The 18448-nt window shown below is 30.5% G+C and carries 20 protein-coding genes and 3 pseudogenes; 15 read left to right on the top strand and 8 right to left on the bottom strand.

Annotation, left to right across the window (positions count from 1 at the left end; genetic code table 11):
- Nucleotides 1–48 precede the first annotated feature (48 nt).
- Together JAO71_RS04165 and JAO71_RS04170 are read left to right on the top strand one after the other, a co-directional pair.
- The gene (locus JAO71_RS04165) at nucleotides 49–459 is read left to right on the top strand and encodes a DoxX family protein (protein WP_116822771.1); all 411 of its coding nucleotides are present in this window, start codon (nucleotides 49–51) and stop codon (nucleotides 457–459) included.
- 293 nt (nucleotides 460–752) lie between these two features.
- Entirely contained in the window at nucleotides 753–1058 is a 306-nt protein-coding gene (locus tag JAO71_RS04170; protein WP_202999102.1) for a hypothetical protein, read from the top strand.
- Between the two features lie 64 nt (nucleotides 1059–1122).
- Here the strand turns inward: JAO71_RS04170 and JAO71_RS04175 are convergent.
- Nucleotides 1123–1425, bottom strand: a pseudogene (locus JAO71_RS04175) (transposase); the annotation flags it as partial.
- 277 nt (nucleotides 1426–1702) lie between these two features.
- Here JAO71_RS04175 and JAO71_RS04180 point away from each other — a divergent pair.
- Together JAO71_RS04180 and JAO71_RS04185 are read left to right on the top strand one after the other, a co-directional pair.
- The gene (locus JAO71_RS04180; RefSeq protein WP_202999104.1) at nucleotides 1703–2626 is read left to right on the top strand and encodes a DUF6602 domain-containing protein; all 924 of its coding nucleotides are present in this window, start codon (nucleotides 1703–1705) and stop codon (nucleotides 2624–2626) included.
- A gap of 159 nt (nucleotides 2627–2785) precedes the next feature.
- Nucleotides 2786–3862 carry a PIN domain-containing protein gene (locus JAO71_RS04185; RefSeq protein ID WP_202999108.1) on the top strand — a complete coding sequence of 359 codons (1077 nt, stop codon included), beginning with the start codon at nucleotides 2786–2788 and terminating at the stop codon, nucleotides 3860–3862.
- Nucleotides 3863–3896: 34 nt separating this feature from the next.
- Here the strand turns inward: JAO71_RS04185 and JAO71_RS16000 are convergent.
- A pseudogene (locus JAO71_RS16000) lies at nucleotides 3897–4100 on the bottom strand (IS110 family transposase); the annotation flags it as partial.
- A gap of 43 nt (nucleotides 4101–4143) precedes the next feature.
- The gene (locus JAO71_RS04190) at nucleotides 4144–4893 is read right to left on the bottom strand and encodes a hypothetical protein (RefSeq protein ID WP_202999110.1); all 750 of its coding nucleotides are present in this window, start codon (nucleotides 4891–4893) and stop codon (nucleotides 4144–4146) included.
- Between the two features lie 358 nt (nucleotides 4894–5251).
- Here JAO71_RS04190 and JAO71_RS04195 point away from each other — a divergent pair, with 358 nt between their 5' ends.
- The 5 genes from JAO71_RS04195 to JAO71_RS04215 all read left to right on the top strand — a co-directional run bounded on the left by JAO71_RS04195 (nucleotide 5252) and on the right by JAO71_RS04215 (nucleotide 9622).
- A complete protein-coding gene (locus tag JAO71_RS04195) occupies nucleotides 5252–6370 on the top strand; it encodes a transglutaminase domain-containing protein (protein WP_202999112.1) in 1119 nt (372 codons plus the stop codon).
- Between the two features lie 149 nt (nucleotides 6371–6519).
- On the top strand, nucleotides 6520–7470 hold the full coding sequence (locus JAO71_RS04200) for an SDR family oxidoreductase (RefSeq protein WP_202999114.1): 951 nt from the start codon (nucleotides 6520–6522) through the stop codon (nucleotides 7468–7470).
- A 31-nt stretch (nucleotides 7471–7501) separates the two neighbouring features.
- Nucleotides 7502–8113, top strand: coding sequence for an SRPBCC family protein (locus JAO71_RS04205; protein ID WP_202999116.1), 612 nt, complete (start codon nucleotides 7502–7504; stop codon nucleotides 8111–8113).
- 68 nt (nucleotides 8114–8181) lie between these two features.
- Nucleotides 8182–9096, top strand: coding sequence for a helix-turn-helix domain-containing protein (locus JAO71_RS04210; protein ID WP_202999118.1), 915 nt, complete (start codon nucleotides 8182–8184; stop codon nucleotides 9094–9096).
- A gap of 1 nt (nucleotide 9097) precedes the next feature.
- Nucleotides 9098–9622 (top strand): hypothetical protein, encoded by a 525-nt coding sequence (locus JAO71_RS04215; RefSeq protein WP_202999120.1) that lies wholly within the window; start codon nucleotides 9098–9100, stop codon nucleotides 9620–9622.
- A 46-nt stretch (nucleotides 9623–9668) separates the two neighbouring features.
- Here the strand turns inward: JAO71_RS04215 and JAO71_RS04220 are convergent, their stop codons facing one another.
- From JAO71_RS04220 to JAO71_RS04235, 4 genes are read right to left on the bottom strand one after another with little or no spacing between them, the layout of a single operon-like run.
- Nucleotides 9669–10358, bottom strand: a complete 690-nt coding sequence (locus JAO71_RS04220; protein WP_202999122.1) for a peptidoglycan DD-metalloendopeptidase family protein — start codon at nucleotides 10356–10358, stop codon at nucleotides 9669–9671.
- A gap of 31 nt (nucleotides 10359–10389) precedes the next feature.
- A complete protein-coding gene (locus tag JAO71_RS04225) occupies nucleotides 10390–11937 on the bottom strand; it encodes a hypothetical protein (RefSeq protein WP_202999124.1) in 1548 nt (515 codons plus the stop codon).
- 25 nt (nucleotides 11938–11962) lie between these two features.
- Nucleotides 11963–12541, bottom strand: coding sequence for a hypothetical protein (locus JAO71_RS04230; RefSeq protein ID WP_202999126.1), 579 nt, complete (start codon nucleotides 12539–12541; stop codon nucleotides 11963–11965).
- Nucleotides 12525–13082, bottom strand: a complete 558-nt coding sequence (locus tag JAO71_RS04235; protein WP_028290671.1) for an RNA polymerase sigma factor — start codon at nucleotides 13080–13082, stop codon at nucleotides 12525–12527. The genes JAO71_RS04230 and JAO71_RS04235 overlap by 17 nt, the downstream gene beginning before the upstream one ends.
- A 184-nt stretch (nucleotides 13083–13266) precedes the next feature.
- On the opposite strand from JAO71_RS04235, the gene JAO71_RS04240 reads away from it, so the two are divergent.
- From JAO71_RS04240 to JAO71_RS04265, 6 genes are all read left to right on the top strand, one after another.
- Nucleotides 13267–13815 carry a DUF2911 domain-containing protein gene (locus JAO71_RS04240; protein WP_202999128.1) on the top strand — a complete coding sequence of 183 codons (549 nt, stop codon included), beginning with the start codon at nucleotides 13267–13269 and terminating at the stop codon, nucleotides 13813–13815.
- 51 nt (nucleotides 13816–13866) lie between these two features.
- On the top strand, nucleotides 13867–14934 hold the full coding sequence (meaB, locus tag JAO71_RS04245; protein ID WP_202999129.1) for a methylmalonyl Co-A mutase-associated GTPase MeaB: 1068 nt from the start codon (nucleotides 13867–13869) through the stop codon (nucleotides 14932–14934).
- 226 nt (nucleotides 14935–15160) lie between these two features.
- Nucleotides 15161–15751, top strand: coding sequence for a hypothetical protein (locus tag JAO71_RS04250; protein ID WP_202999131.1), 591 nt, complete (start codon nucleotides 15161–15163; stop codon nucleotides 15749–15751).
- Nucleotides 15752–15918: 167 nt separating this feature from the next.
- Entirely contained in the window at nucleotides 15919–16749 is an 831-nt protein-coding gene (locus JAO71_RS04255) for a TLC domain-containing protein (RefSeq protein WP_202999133.1), read from the top strand.
- 160 nt (nucleotides 16750–16909) lie between these two features.
- Nucleotides 16910–17266 carry a hypothetical protein gene (locus tag JAO71_RS04260; protein WP_113786746.1) on the top strand — a complete coding sequence of 119 codons (357 nt, stop codon included), beginning with the start codon at nucleotides 16910–16912 and terminating at the stop codon, nucleotides 17264–17266.
- 233 nt (nucleotides 17267–17499) lie between these two features.
- Nucleotides 17500–18180: a hypothetical protein gene (locus tag JAO71_RS04265; RefSeq protein WP_202999135.1), complete on the top strand. Its 681-nt coding sequence runs from the start codon at nucleotides 17500–17502 to the stop codon at nucleotides 18178–18180.
- Between the two features lie 47 nt (nucleotides 18181–18227).
- Here JAO71_RS04265 and JAO71_RS15750 read toward each other — a convergent pair.
- Nucleotides 18228–18448 (bottom strand): annotated as a pseudogene (locus tag JAO71_RS15750) (IS110 family transposase); the annotation flags it as partial.

Consider the following 18448-nt stretch of genomic DNA (forward strand, 5'->3'; position numbering starts at 1 on the left):
GTTTTCTAAAACTATGAATTTTGTTATATAACTAAAACTTAAAGTATAATGACAAATAAAAAAAGCAACAAAGCAATTAACATAGCATTATGGATTGCACAAGGATTATTAGCCTTAATGTTTATCATGGCTGGATTAATGAAAGCTACACAACCTATTGAAGCACTTACAGAAGCTCTGCCATGGGTAGCAAATACACCACTTGCATTAGTTAAATTTATAGGAATTAGTGAACTATTGGGTGGTTTAGGATTGTTAATCCCTTCTATTTTCAGATGGAAAACTAACTTAACGATATTGGCTGCTCTTGGTTTAGCCTTGGTTATGATATTAGCAAGTGGATTTCATGCTTCTAGAGGAGAGTTTTCTGCAATAGGAATGAATGTGATTTTACTAATACTTGCACTTTTTATTGCTTGGGGACGAAGAAAAAAAGCACCTATACTTTCCAAGAATTAATGTAAAATAATGGCTTTATAAATTACGTGAGCTGAATAAAACGGCATACAACAATGTATAAAAGCAATAGCGGTTCAGGCGTAAACTTGAACCGTTTTTGTATTTAATTAAGTATCTTGTTGTCCTTAAAGTAATAGTATTTAATCCGCTACTACTCTTATACTAACCGTTGTGCATAATTTGAGAAGCACAATCTTTAATTTAGATTTCACACTAAATCATACTAATTTAGAATGAGCAATAAAACCATTACGATTGAAAATTTTGAAGAACTCATTACTAAAATGAAAGCAATGGAATTTTCTGTTGAGTGGAGAGTTACTTCTGATATTGGTCCAGATTGGATAGGTAGTTATAGAACAATAGATTTTTATTTAAATGATTACACCTTGAATGAAACAAATTTTTGTAAAAAATTAAAGAATAAGTTAATTGATTCAATACCAATCCCTAATGAAAGTAAATACCACGTAATAACTGGAGATGGTGATATAACTTTAAAAGAGAAACAACTCGAAATATATTATGATTGGGAAGCAACAATCCCTTACGATAATCCAAGTAAGTCTAAAGAAGGAAAAATATTATTCTATCCCTGAACAGAGTATCTAAATAAAAACTATACACAACAAAGTACTATAGTTAAAAACAAGTAAAAACGCATTAATTTTTCAATAAAACACTTCTATAATTATTATCATAAGTTAGTCCTGATTTTGCTATTGCAAAAGCCTGTTTTAATAGTGTATTACACACCGCTATTAATACTAATGTTTTTCGCTTCTCTTTGGCTACTAATCGATCATAAATTGCTTTGCAAGCATAGTTATATTTACAGGCATTAAAACTGCACATAAATAATAAATTTCTAAGCTTTTAATTCCCTATTTTACTAATTCGCGGACGTCCTTTCACACTACTCCCACTTTGACGGATCACTGGTGTTAACCCAGCGTAACTACATAATGTGTTGTCCAAAAATAGGTAGACTAAAATTAAACAATTAATTACGGTCACTTATTAAAACACAAAATAATCACTAGCTAAAAATACGTAGTTATACGTATTGTACTTGCAAACGCATTATTGTAATTTAGCTTTTAATTATAAAAAATACAACTATAATAAAATGACACTTATTTGATAGCTACTAACAAAAATTGTCATAACGGGAAATACAACCCCAATAACAACTATATTAGTTGTTATATAACCAGTTGTGTAACATTAAAAAAATGAGATAATGAAATGGAATGATAGCCTTCCAAATCCTGATGATTGGAAACCAAGAATTAAAAAGGCAGATTCTCTTCAAGAAGCATTCTATAAAAAATGTAGTCACATTGAGAAATTAATAAAAATTAGAGCTAAACTAGAAGCAGAATTAGATATTGACAACTATGATTCTGGACCAGGAATAGAAGATATTATTAGAAATGAATTAATTAAAATTATTCCGAAAAGATACGCTATATCAAAAGGTGTTGTAAATGACAGTAAAGGAAGAACAGTTGGTGATTGTGATTTAATAATAATGAATGACACTTGGTTTAGTGCAATCAAAGAAGGCGCTACGAAAGAATCACGCAGGTACCATTTTCCAATTGAGTCAATTTATTCAATTATCGAAGTAAAAAAAACTCTTTCCTATAAATCCTTAGATGAAGCACTAAAGAAACTTGTTATATGCAAACGTCTTGAAAGAGAAAAAGTTTATGAATGGAATATCACTGAAAATAGTCATAGAAAAGATAAAACATATGAGACCTATAGAAACGAGCTCTTCACTGGCATAATAGCAACAGAACTACAAGAAGGTATTACCATAGATGACATCTTTAAAAGATTTAAACAAATATCTAAGCAAATTCCAAAAGAAGATAGAATAGATTCTATTTGTGTATTGGGTGAAGGCGTTTCGACTTGGGGATTTAAACCTGTAAAAGAAAGGTATAAAAATATTAGAGAAAATGGAATACGTACAACGCCAATTTACATTGATGAAATAAATGAATTAGAACTTTACCGATACTTAACAGATGAAGATGGAAGTTCATTGGTTCACTTCATTTCGAATCTACTAGCTAGAATGCATCATAATATTTTAGAAGCACATTATTTCTGGTCAAAATATGGTATAAAGAATTTTCCAATGAAAAAATTATAATATAACGTTACACAACATTGTATAAAAATAATGCTAAATTAGTTGCTTAACCAAAGGTCGTTGCACTTTTGTTACGTCTGATTTTCCTGCGGAAAATCCTCGCACACAAACAACGCACTATTCTTATACGTAACCGTTAGAGGTAATTAAAAAAACATCATGAACATAATTCTAGATTCCAATATTATCATTCAAGATTTCAGGTTGAAAAGTTCTGACGCAATACTTTTTCTGAATAATTTTTCAATTAATAAAACTAAATGCTTTATTTCTAAGGTTACGTATTTCGAGGTTTTAAATAATTTCGAAAAACAGTTAAAACAAAAAATCGTCAAAATTGAATCGCAACTAAATTCGATAAAACGTCAAACCGATAATCCACCTTTTGATTTTGATGAAAACTATGTCGATAATCAATTAAATATCTACAAAGCATATTTAGATAATAAACTGAAGGAATTTAAAATCTCGATTCTTCCTCTGCCTATGATTCCTCATCAGAAAATCTTAGAGCAAATTCTAAAAGAAAAAGCACCATTTAATGGATCTGACAGTGGATATAAAGACTTCCTGATTTTCCATTCTATTTTGGAAAGCATAACCAAATATAATTCCGATGTAGTATTCATATCTAATGACAATGATTTTGGAGAAAAAGATATATATCCAGATTTAGAAGAATTAAATCAAAGTAAAAGCAAAATTATTTTAAGAAAATCTTTAAAAGAAATTAATCAAAATGAACTTAAGGAGAATATTACAAAAAGTAATGCACAATTAAAGTTCATTACGGAATTATTTGAAGATGAAAATCATCAAAGTGATTACTTAGAATCTGTTGTTGATTATATAAATTCCAAATTCTTTTTAGAAATTCTTCCAATCCATTTAGAAGATTATATGGATTTAATAAAAGATAAACCAGATTTAGATGTTTATGAATTCTATTCCGATTCGGGTAAAATAAATAGCGTTGATGCAGTTAACAAAGATTTAGTGATAGTTAATGCGGATTTGGATGCGTTTATAGCTTATTCATTTTATATTAACCAAAAAGACCTTCACATTTTTAGAAATTTACCAGAAGAAATTCAATTCGAATATCACATTGAAGAAAATAACGCTCTTATTTGGTTCGGAGCTTATTTTCGAGTTAGTACAACTGTTCAAAGTGATAAATCTGGTCTAGATATTAAAAAGGTTGAATTAAGCATTAAGGAGGATAACTACCTCTAAAAAAGTACTGTAGTTAAAAACAAGTAAAAACTCATTAATTTTTCAATAAAACACTTCTATAATTATTATCATAACTTAATCCTGATATTACTATTGCAAAAGCTTGTTTTAATAGTGTATTACAAACAGCTATTAATGCTAATTTTTTGCGCTTCCCTTTGACTACTTATCAATAGTATATTGCTTTGCAAGCATAGTTATATTTACAAGCAATAAAACTGCACCTAAATAATAAATTTCAAAGCTTTTAATTCCCTATTTTACTAATTAGGGCAAGTCCTCTAAAAACATTTTAAAAGCCTAAGACCAACACTATCTTTAGCATTTAAAGCATACAAAGCTCCATCAACCATTTGGTAAAACCGCACACCAAGCACTAAAAGCCTAGTTCCAATCACAGTAGGCAAAGTATCAGGCGTTAAAGTCAAAGTAGATCCAGCATAACTGCCATCCATAACTACAGGAGCTGCCATATGTAAAGCATAATCTAAACGCTCAAAATCAAAATCCATAACACCATAAGTCAGTGCAATATGTGTGGCACCATCTACAAAACCAACCTGATCAATATTAAAATCAGTAAAGGTCAAAGCATAATCACTATCAGACACACCATACTCAAAAGGCAATACCTGTGGCACATCGCACGCTGGTGTATAATTAAACTGTTCCAATAATTGCAAACCTTCCGCCTGCCCTACACCATTAACTACCGTACGCATACCACGTGCGTTAGTAGTATCTAAGGTCTTTAAACGCGCAAATAAGCCCATCAAACGACTATGAAAATGCGGAAACGTGTACCCCTTATAAAACGGAGCCAAAGCTAATCTAAACGCTTTATTCACAGCAGAACAATGCCCAAACTCATTAGCATTTTCACGCACACGCTGCATACTGGCCTTACTTTTTATAGCCTTTTTAGTAAACCCTCCACCTGCTTTTCTGGCAATAGGCTTCCCATGTAAATAATAAAAATTAACACCATTTATCGTCCCTACTAAGGGTATAATTCCTGTCTGTTTTGCCATATCCTCAAATTTTATATTAAACACCTATAATACAGTAATATACAAAATATTTTAATAAGGGTTATAGCGTGGTTATAGCATGCTTATAAAGTGCTTATAACATGGTTATAGCGTACTTTAAAGTAGTCATTAAGCACTAAGCGTAATAGTCAACTTAATAATACAAGTGTAAAACGTTAAGGCAACTAGATTGGATTGACTTGGGGCAAACTTAGTTACAAAATACTCTTATGGTAAAAAAAAAGATGGCTCAGGCAACTAATTACCAAATAATTGCGTCTATATAAATAAATGGTGTAATCAGTAATTCAAATAGATTACTTAAAACCTTTAAACATTTAATTTAAATAGTCTACCAATGAAAAAAGTTTTAAAAGTATTGCTAATAGTGTTATTGTTTAATGCCTGTAAAAACAACCAACAACAAACCCATAACGGTTTACCCATTGTTAAAGCAACTAAACAAAATATAGATTATAAAATAGACGATACTTGGAGCTTTGGTAGATGGGGCATTGCACCTCAGGTTGCACACGACACCTTACCTGTTATTTGCTACAAACAAAATCAAGAGTTCACATTCAAAACGGACATAGACAGTATATCATTCAACATCAAACCCAATACAACTAAAAGTTTTTATGTGGTATTAAACGATAGTTTATATGCACATACCATTATTAAAGGCGTACCATTTAAGGCCAACCAGATAACGCATGATACTACAAACAAATCAAATATTATAATTAATTACAGTACAGACGCTAATAGTTACTTAAAGACTTTAAAAAATGAATATCCGCTTGATTTTATTAACAACAATAAGTCAGAAAAACAAACTGTTTTAGAAACTTTAAACTGGACCAATAGTCGCTGGAAACATAATGGTAATAATACACCTAAACAACAAGATGCTATTTCTATTTTAAACGAAGCTAAACAAGGTGGAGAATTCCCATGCTTTGCATACGCAATAGTGCTTAAAGACCAATTAAATGCCAATGGTTACAAAGCCAGAACAGTATATTTAAAAACCGAAGATGCTGCATACAGAAAAGGATCTCCTGGACATGTTGTAACCGAAGTATATTTAAAAGACAGTAATAAATGGGCTTTTATTGATGGACAGTTTAATGTGATGCCAACCTTAAACGGTACACCTTTAAATGCTGTACAGTTTCAAAATGCAATAAACAATAACTATCAGGATTTGGTTTTAGAAAGTCTAGGAAAAGAAGTAATAACAAAAAGAAATTATATAGCCTTTGTTTACGACTACTTATTTTATTTAGACACAACTTTAAATAATAGTTATTCTAAAAACGAAAGCTATACAATAAACGGAAAAAAGTCGTTAATGCTAGTCCCACTTGCAGCACAAAATCTAACTAAAATTGACTTTTGGAAAATGGATGTAGACTATTGCCTATACACCAACGCCATACAAGACTTTTATGCTAAACCAATCAGTCAATAAAATAAACAATTTATAAAACAGCAATTGACACGCATTTTACATAAAAACGGGACTACAAAACAAAAAAGTATACAAGTTTAGAAAATCTGTATAAGGGCTTTGTCTACCTCCAAATTACCTTTGTCTTATAAATTTAAAAGATAAACACAATGGAGAAAAATCAGTTCGGAAAACAAGGATGGACACCAGATAGAATTAGTAGTTTAAAAGGTAAAACGTATGTAATAACAGGTACTACAAGCGGTACAGGTTTTGAAGCAGCTAAAATTTTATTATCAAAAGGCGCTAAAGTAGTAATGCTTAACCGTAATAATAATAAAGCCCAAAACACTATTGATACATTAAAACAACAACTTGGTAATACTATTCATGTTTCTAATATCCAAATGGATCTGGCTGAGCTAGCATCTGTTAAAAAAGCAGCTGCAGTGGTTAATCAAACCATACCTCATATTGATGCATTAATCTGTAATGCGGCAATTGCTCAAGTCCCTAAACAAACCCTTACTGTTGATGGTTTTGAAAGCCAATTGGGTGTAAACCATTATGGTAATTTTTTATTACAAGGTTTACTTTTTCCGCTAATTGAAAAATCAAATGGACGTATCGTTACTGTAGGTAGCGAAGGTTATAAAATGGGAATAAAAGCCATTAAATTTAATGACATAAACTGGGATAAAGACTATAACCCTAACACAGTGTACAGTCAAAGTAAATTGGCTCAAATAATGTCTGTGTATCAGCTACAAGATAAACTTAAAAAGGCTGGTAAAACAAACGTAAAAGTGTATGCTTGTCATCCTGGTGCCTCCAGAACATCTTTAATTAAAACTAGTGGTAGCCTAATAACTAGGTTTATTTGGCAAATAATGAAATTATCTCCTTTTGTCCAATCTGCAAAAAAAGGGGCTTATCCAGAACTAATGTGTGCAACAGAATCTAACCTGGATCAAAAAGGATATTATGGACCTACAGGAAGAAATTACTGGACTGGACCTGTTGGAGCCTGTAAACTACAACCTCATGCCAAAGACAAAACTGTAATGGAAAAACTTTGGGAAGTGTCAGAACAGGCAGTAAACTTTAACTGGAAGATATAAACCTTAATAAAGCCATAAAAAACATATCATTATGAAACCTATTAAACACCTAAGCATAGTACTAGTCTTGTTAATGGCTTGTAATACTTTTTCTCAAAACAGAAATTGGACAGAAAAAACCTTAAAAGACGGAAAAACAACTGTAAAATATGAACTAGTAAAGGAAGATCAAGGGACTCATTTTTATTACATAGCTCAAACAACAGTAAACACGACTTTAGACAAATTAGATACTTATTTTTCTAATACAGATAATCATAAACTATTTTTAGAAAGAACACCCATTACTAAACAAATAGAAAAAATATCTAACAACCAATGGCTAGCCTATTATTATTTTAATGCACCTTGGCCACTTTCTAACAGCGATTTAGTCATTAAAATCACCCGTTTTAAAGAAAACAACAAACTTAAATTTATTGCTACAGCTACAAGTAGTGATTACAAAACAAAGGAGGTTGAAAGAATGAAAACGTATAAAGTTATTTACCAATTCGAAAAAATCGATGATACAACAACTAAAATTACTTACAATGCAGATTACATACCAATTGGGTCTATTCCTAACTTTTTACTAAAAACATGGTTTCCAGAAGGACCTGCTAATATTGTTGTTAATTTAGGAGCTACAAAACAAAAATAATGGTCTAATTAAAAATTACTAATTTTAAACAACATCTTAAGTATTTTAAAAGTAATACCACTTTAAAAATGAAACACTTTAAAACACTATCCGCGTATTTAGACTATCTAAAACTCCCTAGTCCAGAGCATCCTATGCTTAGCATATTTACATCCAAAGGAGACGGTTTTTTACCGTGTCCTAGAGAAAGCTCTCCTCCTATCACTACAGATTGTTATTCCATTAGTTTAAAAAAATTCGTAAAAGGTGATCTAAATTATGGACGTACTAAATACGATTTCACAAATGGAGCTTTAATTTTTATAGCTCCAAAACAAGTACTACAATGGGATAATAGTGTTGTATTTAAACAAAAAGGCTTTTCTATTAATGTACACGAAGATTTTTTTAAAGGAACAGAATTAGCTCATCAAATAAAAAAATACGGATTCTTTGCGTATTCCGCTAACGAAGCATTGCACCTCTCTCCTAAAGAAGAAAGACAAATCGAAGCTTTAGTTAAAAATATTGAAATAGAATACCAAAACAACCAAGATGAATTTAGTAAAGACATAATTATCTCGCAATTAAGTACACTTTTAAAATATGCTAATCGGTTTTACGAAAGACAGTTTTTAAACAGAAAAGAACTATCCAATAGCTTATTAGAACAATTTAACAAACAACTAACTGACTATTTTGAATCAGGACTTTTACATGAAAACGGTATACCAAGTATAGCAGAAATAGCAACTAAAATGTCAGTATCTAAACGCTATTTAAGTGATACACTTAAAATTGAAACAGGTAAAACTACAACCGAACATTTGCAGTTATATTTAATAGACCTAGCTAAGAATAGTTTATTAAAACCTAACAAAAGCATCGCTGAAGTGGCTTATGAGTTAGGCTTCGAGTATCCTCAGTATTTTTCAAGAGTATTTAAAAAGAAAGAAGGTATTAGTCCAACCAAATACCGAGAATTATATAAAATGAATGAATAACATGGATATTTTAAAAACAGCAACAGATTGGGCTAAAGCCGAGCTTTTTTCAACACCTTTTTTTGTACTATTTGGACTTCTATTTTTAGCTGCAAGTATTGGCTTTTGGCAATTAGGAAAAACAGATATAGCAAGAGCATATATTATACCTACACTAGTAGCAGGACTTTTATTAATAGTCATTGGATTAGGTTTATTTTTTACAAACAAATCAAGAATCTCAGCATTTAAAACTGCCTACAATACAAATGCTTCAGCGTTTGTAAAATCAGAAATAACACGTACTGAAAGTACTTTAAAAGAATATCAAACAGTAGTCTTTAAAGTCATTCCTATAATCATTATAGTAGCTGCAGTAGTAATAATATGTCTTAGTAGTCCAACGTGGCGTGCAATTAGTATGACAACCATAGCAATGCTTATAATAATTTTATTAATTGATGGTATCGCATACGCAAGAATAGACAACTACAATAAACAATTACTAATAGTTATTAAACAACATAATATATATGTAGTGAACTAAGTTTAATTCAATGTAATCAATTCTTATACAAATTTTAGATTAACCATTACAAACCTAAAATCTCATTTGGATTAATAGTATTGGTTTTATAAAACTCTAAATCATTTAAGCTACAAACTCCTGGATAATCACCTAATTTGTTTTGCATATCTATAATAATCTGAAAATGTAAATGTGGCGCATAATCACCATTTACTAAAGCTTCTCCAAGACTGGCTATGGTTTCGCCTTGAGCGATAATATCACCAATTTTTATATTAGCTATTGAAGCTTCACTTAAATGACCATATAATGTATAAAACACTTGGTTATCTAAACAATGTTCTAAAATAATTGTTGGTCCATAATCACCAAAATTGGTATTGTTTTTAAAACTATGTACTTTACCTTCAAAGCACGCCAAAACAGAGGTGTTAGCTGGACACCAAAGATCTAAACCTAAATGAATATTACGTTGTTCTGTTTCGGCTTGAGCCGAAAAATAAGAACTTCTGTTGTATAGGTTTCTAGTTTCTAGATAACCACCAAAAGCAACTTGCTTATTGTGTTGTTTTAGGTATTGATTGATGTAGTCTTCCCAAGCTTTTGACGAAGAGATATCAAAAGAATTTAAATCAGGATTAGCTTTTGATAAATCAATAGCGATATAGTCTGTTTTAGAAATAGAAGCATCAATAACGTTTAAGTCTGTTGTAGCGGTTTGACTTAAAATTGAAGAAAGTAAGTTTGAATTCATTTTAATAAAATTGAATTCAAATTTAGAAATTTTATTTAGCAATTACATTACTATATTTAGCATTTATGATTATAGTTTTATTGGTATTACTATTATTATTTGGGTAGTTTTTGATGGTTTTATTAGACGCTAACTTGTTATTAAATTTAGATTTATTACCATTAAAAAACAGGTTAAAATCTGTTTTTGGTAGTTTTAATTTAGCGTCACTATTTTCTAATATAATATTCAAGTTGCTAAAATCTGTAGCTATTGCATTAATAAATAAATCTCCAAAACTTCCATTTATAACCGAGTTACCTGATAAATTTCCAACTTCGACGTCAGACGACACTGCATTTAATATTAAATTATTAGCGTTAGCAATAATAGCATCATCCACATAATTTAATTGTAATTGTCCAGAGGTCCAATCTTTAATAGCCACTTTAGCATAAGACACATTAATGGAGGTATTACCTCCATTAATGTGATTTGCTATTAATGATCCATGACTAATACTACCCTTTGCATTATCTAATACATTTGCCATTTTTAACTCACCATGCTTAACATTTAATTTTAGCTTAGCTTTTTTAGGCATTTTAATAATAATGGTTTTTGTAGTATTATAATCTACGTCATCAAATAATTTAGTGTTCGTCTTTTTGGTCGTTCCGTTTTCATTAAACTGGGCTTCCATTCGCTTTTCAAACTCTTCACCAAAACGTTTACCCCAAGCTTCTAGTTTAGGTGCTAATTCTTTTTCAAAACGCTCTCCTAACTGTTCCATTTTCACTTCAAACTCTTCACCAAAAGAGTCTTCTATTTTTTTTCCTAAATTTTCTCCCCATTCTTCCATCTTTTTTTCAAAATCTGGCCCAAAAAGGTCTTCTACTTGTTCACCAAGACGTTGTCCCCAAGCTTCCATTTCTTTTTCAAACTTATCTAGATCTTCTTGAGTAATACTTTTTGCCCAATTACGCATGTCTTGCTCATAAGCTTCACCATATTCATTTCTGTATTTAATACTCCATGCATCAAGATAAGACTCGCCTTCCTCTTTATATCTATCAAAATCAAAATTGATATTATAATTACCATCAGGTGATTTTGGGACACGTAGTAATTTTAGTTTTTCTGGTAACTCGCCAAAAATTTCTAAATTCTCTAATCCTTCTAATAATGGAGATAAATTAAGATCTAATTGTTCTGGTAGGTTAGCTAAAGCTTCAATGGACGCTTCATCCAAAAATGTTACACTCATGTCATCCGACCAAATCCCTTGAGCACCTTTAGATGTAATCTGTACATAATCTGAATCTCCATTTAGGCTAACATCCCAATTATCTAAAGCCTTTTGCATTTCTTGTTTAGATAGCTTGGTACTTTCAATAAATGCCTGTACTTCTATATAATCTTTGTTCCAAGTTTCTACCACTATATTGGTGTGACTTGTATTTAAATCTATTGTTACCTCTTTATTTGCTCTAACAGATTGATCTATTTTACTCAACTTTTGTTGTGCGGTAACACTTACGGTTATTAATAAAAGGAATACTTTTAAGTAAATATTTTTTAAAATTTTATATTGTTTCATTGTAATTATAGTTTTTTTTTGAAGCTTACCCTTGAGAAGCTTTAATTGTGTTTAACTGACTTAATTGATTTTTAAGACGAAGCATCAAGTTTAAACGTAATTTTAGGTTTTTAATTAATGCATTTACTGTATGCTCATCAGGACCATTTAAGGTCAACTCATTAGACAAGTTTTTATATTCTGCATTTAATTCTTCTAACTTTAAAACATAACCATCAAATAGCTCTTTATTATCAGGAGTTAATTTTAGTTTTGATAATTCTAAATTAATATTAGCCACATAATACTCTTCCACCTTTTTTAAATCCGGAGAAATATCTCCAAGCGTCATTGTTTTAGCTGTATTAGTTGTTTCTTTTGAAGGATTTGTATTGACTACTTGTGGTGTAATTGTATTATTTTTAAATACAGTATAACTTCCAAATGCCAAACCAATAACTAACAATACACTGGCAGCAATATTTAAAACCGTCCATTTAGATTGCTTTTGCTCTGGCAATTCTAGGTGTAACTTATCCATAAACCTAGCCTCATGTCCTTTAGACATTTTGTTGTTAGATTGTTTTTTATCGTCATTAAATAGGTCTCTAATATCTTTGGCCATAATTGGTATGTTTTAAAAGGTCTTGTAATTTTGTTTTTCCTCTGGATAATTGTGTACGTGATGCGACTTGTGTAATATTTAAAATTTCAGATATTTCTTGATGGTCATACCCTTCTATTAAATACAACATGACAACGTATTTATATTTTTCCGGAAGACTAGTAATGGCCTCTTTAATTTGGTCTAAAGTTGTGCTATCTTGGACTAACCATTTGTCACTAGTATCTGTATCGATTACTTTTAGGTGCACCTGATCTAACTCAACCAAACGTTGTTTTTTAGATTTTAAGTGATCAATACTTTTATTAATAACAATACGTTTTAACCATGCACCAAAAGTCACGTCGCCTTTAAATTGATGTAATTTTGTAAATGCTTTAATAAAGGCATCTTGTACTACATCTTCTGCTTCTGCAGTGTGGTTTACAAACCTTAAAGCTACCTGATACATAGCATCACAATATTGCTTATACACTTGCATTTGTGCTTTACGGTTGTTTTGTTTACACAACTGGATGTTATCTAAAGTAACGACTTTCACTTGTTGGTTTTTGGTTAGTGTTCATGATAAAGACGACACATAAAAAGTAGTGTTGCAAAAAAATTTATATTTTTTTCAATTTAGCACAATAATTTAGAATATTTTAAGGCTTATCGTTCTGTCAGTCTCAAATTTTAAATTAATTTTGTTTGCAATTACTTATCCTTTAGACAAAAAAAATTAGATGAAAAAAATCATATATCTTTTATTACTAGTAGTCGTTGGCGTTTTAGGTTATCAATTTGCAACCAAAACAGGCTTATTTAATCAAACTTTAAGTCCAAAAGATACTGCTGGAATTAAAATAAACGATTTAAATGTTAAAGTAGTCTATAACAGACCATCAAAACGAGACAGAGCTGTATTTGGCGCTTTAGTACCCTTTAATAAAGTTTGGCGTACAGGTGCTAACGAAGCAACAACCTTTGAAACCAATCACGATTTATCTATAAAAGGCATGACTTTACCAAAAGGAAAATATACCCTTTGGACAGTTCCAAAAGAAAATAATTGGAAAGTTATGTTTAACTCTAAACAGTATGATTGGGGAGTTAATGAAAAAATGGAACCTAATTGGGATCCTAATTTTGATGTGGTTGAAGTAGAGGTTCCTGCTCAAAAACTAGATAAAATAGTAGAGCAATTTACTGTAGCTTTTGACAACTCTACAGACGATTTAAAAATGACTATGGCTTGGGATAATGTAAAAATTGAAGTTCCTTTAAAAGATTAATATTAATTCAATACAAAAAATTATATCGCTTTCGCTGAAATTAAAGCAGACATGTCAAACAAAAAATCAGCATTATCAGAAACTGAAGGTGTTTCTTCTCCAGAAATGACTAATGCAGATGCTGTATCAAAAATTAAAGCAAAACGAAAACAACAGCGCACAACCAAAGATTTAGTTGATGCCATCTTAAAAGGAAACATTACCGCTTTAAGTCAAGCCATAACTTTAATAGAAAGTAAAAACCTTAAACATACAGATCAAGCCAATGCTATAATTAAGGCCTGTTTACCACATGCCAACACTTCTATAAGAATTGGTATTACAGGTGTACCAGGAGTTGGTAAAAGTACTTTTATTGAAGCCTTTGGCACACACCTTACCACATTAAACAAAAAAGTAGCAGTATTAGCAGTTGATCCAAGTAGTAGTCTTACCAAAGGAAGTATTTTAGGAGACAAAACCAGAATGGAAGACTTGGTAAAAAACAAACAAGCCTTTATACGTCCATCGGCTTCCGGAACCTCATTAGGTGGTGTTGCCCGAAAAACACGCGAAACCATTATACTATGTGAAGCTGCAGGTTTTGATACTGTAATAATAGAAACTGTTGGTGTTGGACAAAGCGAAACCGCTGTACACAGTATGGTTGATTTTTTCTTGCTATTAAAATTAGCAGGAGCTGGAGACGAGCTACAAGGTATAAAACGTGGTATTATTGAAATGGCTGACGCAATAGCCATTAATAAAGCAGATGGAGACAACCTTAAGCGTGCTAAACTAGCAAAAGTAGAATTTAACAGAGCTTTACATATGTACCCTACAAAAGACTCTGATTGGCAACCTAAAGTTACAACCTGTAGCGCAATAGACAATCAAGGTATTGACAACATTTGGCAAATTATATCAGATTATATCACGCTAACAAAAAAGAACAATTATTTTAAAAATAAACGTACAGAACAAAATAAATTTTGGTTGTTACAAACTATCGAAGAACAACTTAAAAACACTTTTTTTAATACACCAAAAATTAAAGACGAATTAAAGAAACAATTAGACCTAATTGAAGCCAATAAAACAACTCCTTTTGCTGCAGCAGATTATTTATTAAGTTTATAATATTACTTTTTTTTACTAATTTTAACAAATAGCAAAACCCAAAATAACAACATAAAAGTTGTCATAACGGGAAATATAACCCCAAAAACAACTATATTAGTTGTTATATAACCAGTTGTAGCCAATTTGAGAAAAACGCATTTACTCGACCAAAAATATAGTTCACTCAATTTGACTTTGACTAACTAAAAAGCTGAATTAAGTTTGAGGAATCAAAACAAAATAAATGAATTACAAAATAATATTTCCTCTGTTGACCTTAATCGGATTTCTAACCTCTTGCAATTCCTATAAAATAAAAGTATACTCTTTAAGCAGAAACATAGAACTTATCGAAACGAATGGGAATAAACGAATGTTTGCCACAGAGCCGAATAAATCCATAGTTTTCGTTTCGGACTCGACAGTTAATTACGCAAAAATTTATGGACATTTAGGAGCTTCAACTACGATTAAATACAGAAAATCCAACGACACGCTGATTTTGGAAACTCAAGATATTTACGGAAAAAATTTGACCAAAAATAATCCTGACTTTTCCAATCTTTATCTGATAAGTAATGACAGTTTGACCAGCTTAATGAATAACGAAAAATATTATTCAACTGACTATCTAAAAAGTTCGTCCAAAAAACCTAAAGGATTTTATATAATTTACGAAAATAAAGCCTACAAAATAAAAAGTCAAAAAAGTGCTGACCGCATACTTGGAAAAATTCAAAATATGGATGCAAATAGATTTGTCGAATTGGACAAAGACTTTGCGAATAAGAAATACGGAATAAACGAAAAATATAAAACACTTGAATATAAATAAAAACTGGCTACAACACCGTATAAAATTAATGGCTAGTTCTAGCCTACCTGGAAAATTCCTGCGGAATTTTCTCTGGCAAGTATCTGTTTACTAAATTAGCTGATAAAACACGCCACTAATCTTATACATCAACGTTATGCCTAACCTGAAAACCGAATCCATTCAAAATGATAAATAACGAAAGAATTCAAGAAATAATTAATTCAATTATGATTTTTTCTTTTGAGTTTGATATTGAAAAAGTCAAACAAGAAATGGAATTAAAAGAAGTTTCAGATGATGAGTTAGAAAAATTAGGCGAAAGTCAAGTAAATCAAAAATTTAATAATGGAGAATTTAAAATTAAAATGCCAAATGGTGATTTATTTGATGCTAATTCTATAAAACAACAAAGTTCTAAAAAAGGAATTAAAGAACCTGTAATTTACATAAACCCTAATTTTAAATATGTTCAATGGATTATAAAAAAAGACTTCACAACTCAGCAAATTAAAAAACATATAAAAAAACAATTTTCAAATAGTTCAGAAGTTGATATTAATGAAATAAAAAAAGCGTTATTAATAGAGGAAGTAAAGTCGAAAAAAGTTGAAGGATATATTGGAGAACTCGCATTAAAGACAAGTCAAAATATAAATCAAGGTAAATTTCATATCCAATCTTCTTGTTCAAAAGAAAGCGCAATAAAAATGGTGTTTGAATATATAAATGAATTAGAAAGTGAAAGAGAGATTTATGTAAAGAAAAAGATAAGAAGTGACTATAAGAAACTTGGGGTTTATCTAATTTTCATTGTATTTGTTTCTATTCTATGGTTTATTAATTCTGAATGTAAAAAACTACCTAATTGGGCTTCTACCTCAATAGCGTTTATTTTATTTTTAATTTCATTTATAATTATGCGTTTAATTAATCATAACATATTTGACACTTTACTATCGAAAAAAAAGGTAATAAAAAAATATGAACAAGAATTTTACACTACAACAAATGAATAAAAAGGCATAGGCATAACACTGTATATAATTTATTACTGGCTTCTCGTCTACTTACGAAAGTCCTCGCGGACTTTCTTAGCCGGTAATTATTTACTAAATTAGTTTCTGAAACCACGCAACAAACCATATACAACAACGTTAGCTTTAATTGTTCCGAAAAATGAAAATTGTAACCGAAAAAATAAATAGCGAACCAAATCATTCCATCTCGAAAAAAGATGTGAAAGCGATTATCGAAATTATTCCTGATGATTGGATTGGAGTTGCTCACATTTTTTCAATTTCCTCTCAACTCTTTGAGAATTCGAATTGGGACAGACCAGTTATTCAGAATAATACAACGTTCAAAATATTATCACGCGGAATTGACCGAAACGAAATAATAAAAGAATTGCTAATTGAATTGGCTATTAGACCAACCAAAACGTATCCACCGAAAGGACATTCTTTGACAAAATCGCAACGGAAAAAATTAGAGGAATTAATAATGCCATATTATAATAAATTGACTGAATAAAATGGAATTATCACTCAAGCGGAATTTGAGTAAGTTTGTGGAATTGAAAAACGGAATAATAATAAAACGTGCTCACTCAAATGTGTCACAACTAAAAGCTAACAATGTATAAAAATAATGCTAAATTAAGTGCTTAATCGAGAGTTAGTGCACTTTTGTTACGTCTGAATTTCCTGCGGAAATTCCTCGCACACAAAACCGCACTATTCTTATACTAGACCGTTGCCAGTAATATGAAAAAAATACCGTTAATATTAATAATTCTGACTTTTTTGGGTTGTAATCTGAAAGAGAAAAACCTGAATTTATTAAAAACGGAAACCAAAACTGAACTGACCAAAAAAAGAGAAACCATATTCTGGGTTGACACAATTTCAAATGGAAAATTCCTGAAAATTTTTTCAAAACCCGAAAATGACTGGCAAAATCTAACAGCGGAATTTGGGAACGACAACCAAAAACATACAATTAACTTAAAAACGGATGAATATCAAATGCTTGGAATTCCGTTCACAAACCAAATTGAGTGGATTACAGAAAAAAGTTTTGCTTTGATAAACGGTTGCGGAACGAATTGTAGATATGTCTTGATTTTTAATACAGAATTGGAAACACCAATCGTAATGCCAATCGAATATTATCCCGAAATAAAATACGCTGATTATAAAACTGACAATCCTAATTTATATATTTCAGTTAATGAAAGTAAAGGAAATTCCTTGAACTTAATAATTGTCGAAACCGACAGTCAAAAAAAGGTGGAATTGAATTTACCAGTAGATTGGAATCGTGGAAATGGTCAAATTTATGGAATTATTGATAAAATTGAAATTAAGAATTCTGAAATTAAGATTTTACAAAATCAAGAAAACGGAAATACAAAAGAACTGAATAAAAAGATAACGTGGGAATAAATACTACTGGCAACAAAGTACTGTGGTAAAAAACAAGTAAAAACTCATTAATTTTTCAATAAAACACTTCTATAATTATTATCATAAGTTAATCCTGATTTTGCTATTGCAAAAGCTTGTTTTAATAGCTTATTACAAACAGCTATTAATGCTAATTTTTTGCTCTTCCCTTTGGCTACTAATCGATCATAAATTGCTTTGCAAGCATAGTTATATTTACAGGCATTAAAACTGCACATAAATAATAAATTGCGGAGCTTTTGATTCC

Origin of the sequence: Olleya sediminilitoris (genome assembly GCF_016785945.1) — a bacterium.
In the GTDB taxonomy this organism is placed as follows: Bacteria; Bacteroidota; Bacteroidia; order Flavobacteriales; family Flavobacteriaceae; genus Olleya; species Olleya sediminilitoris.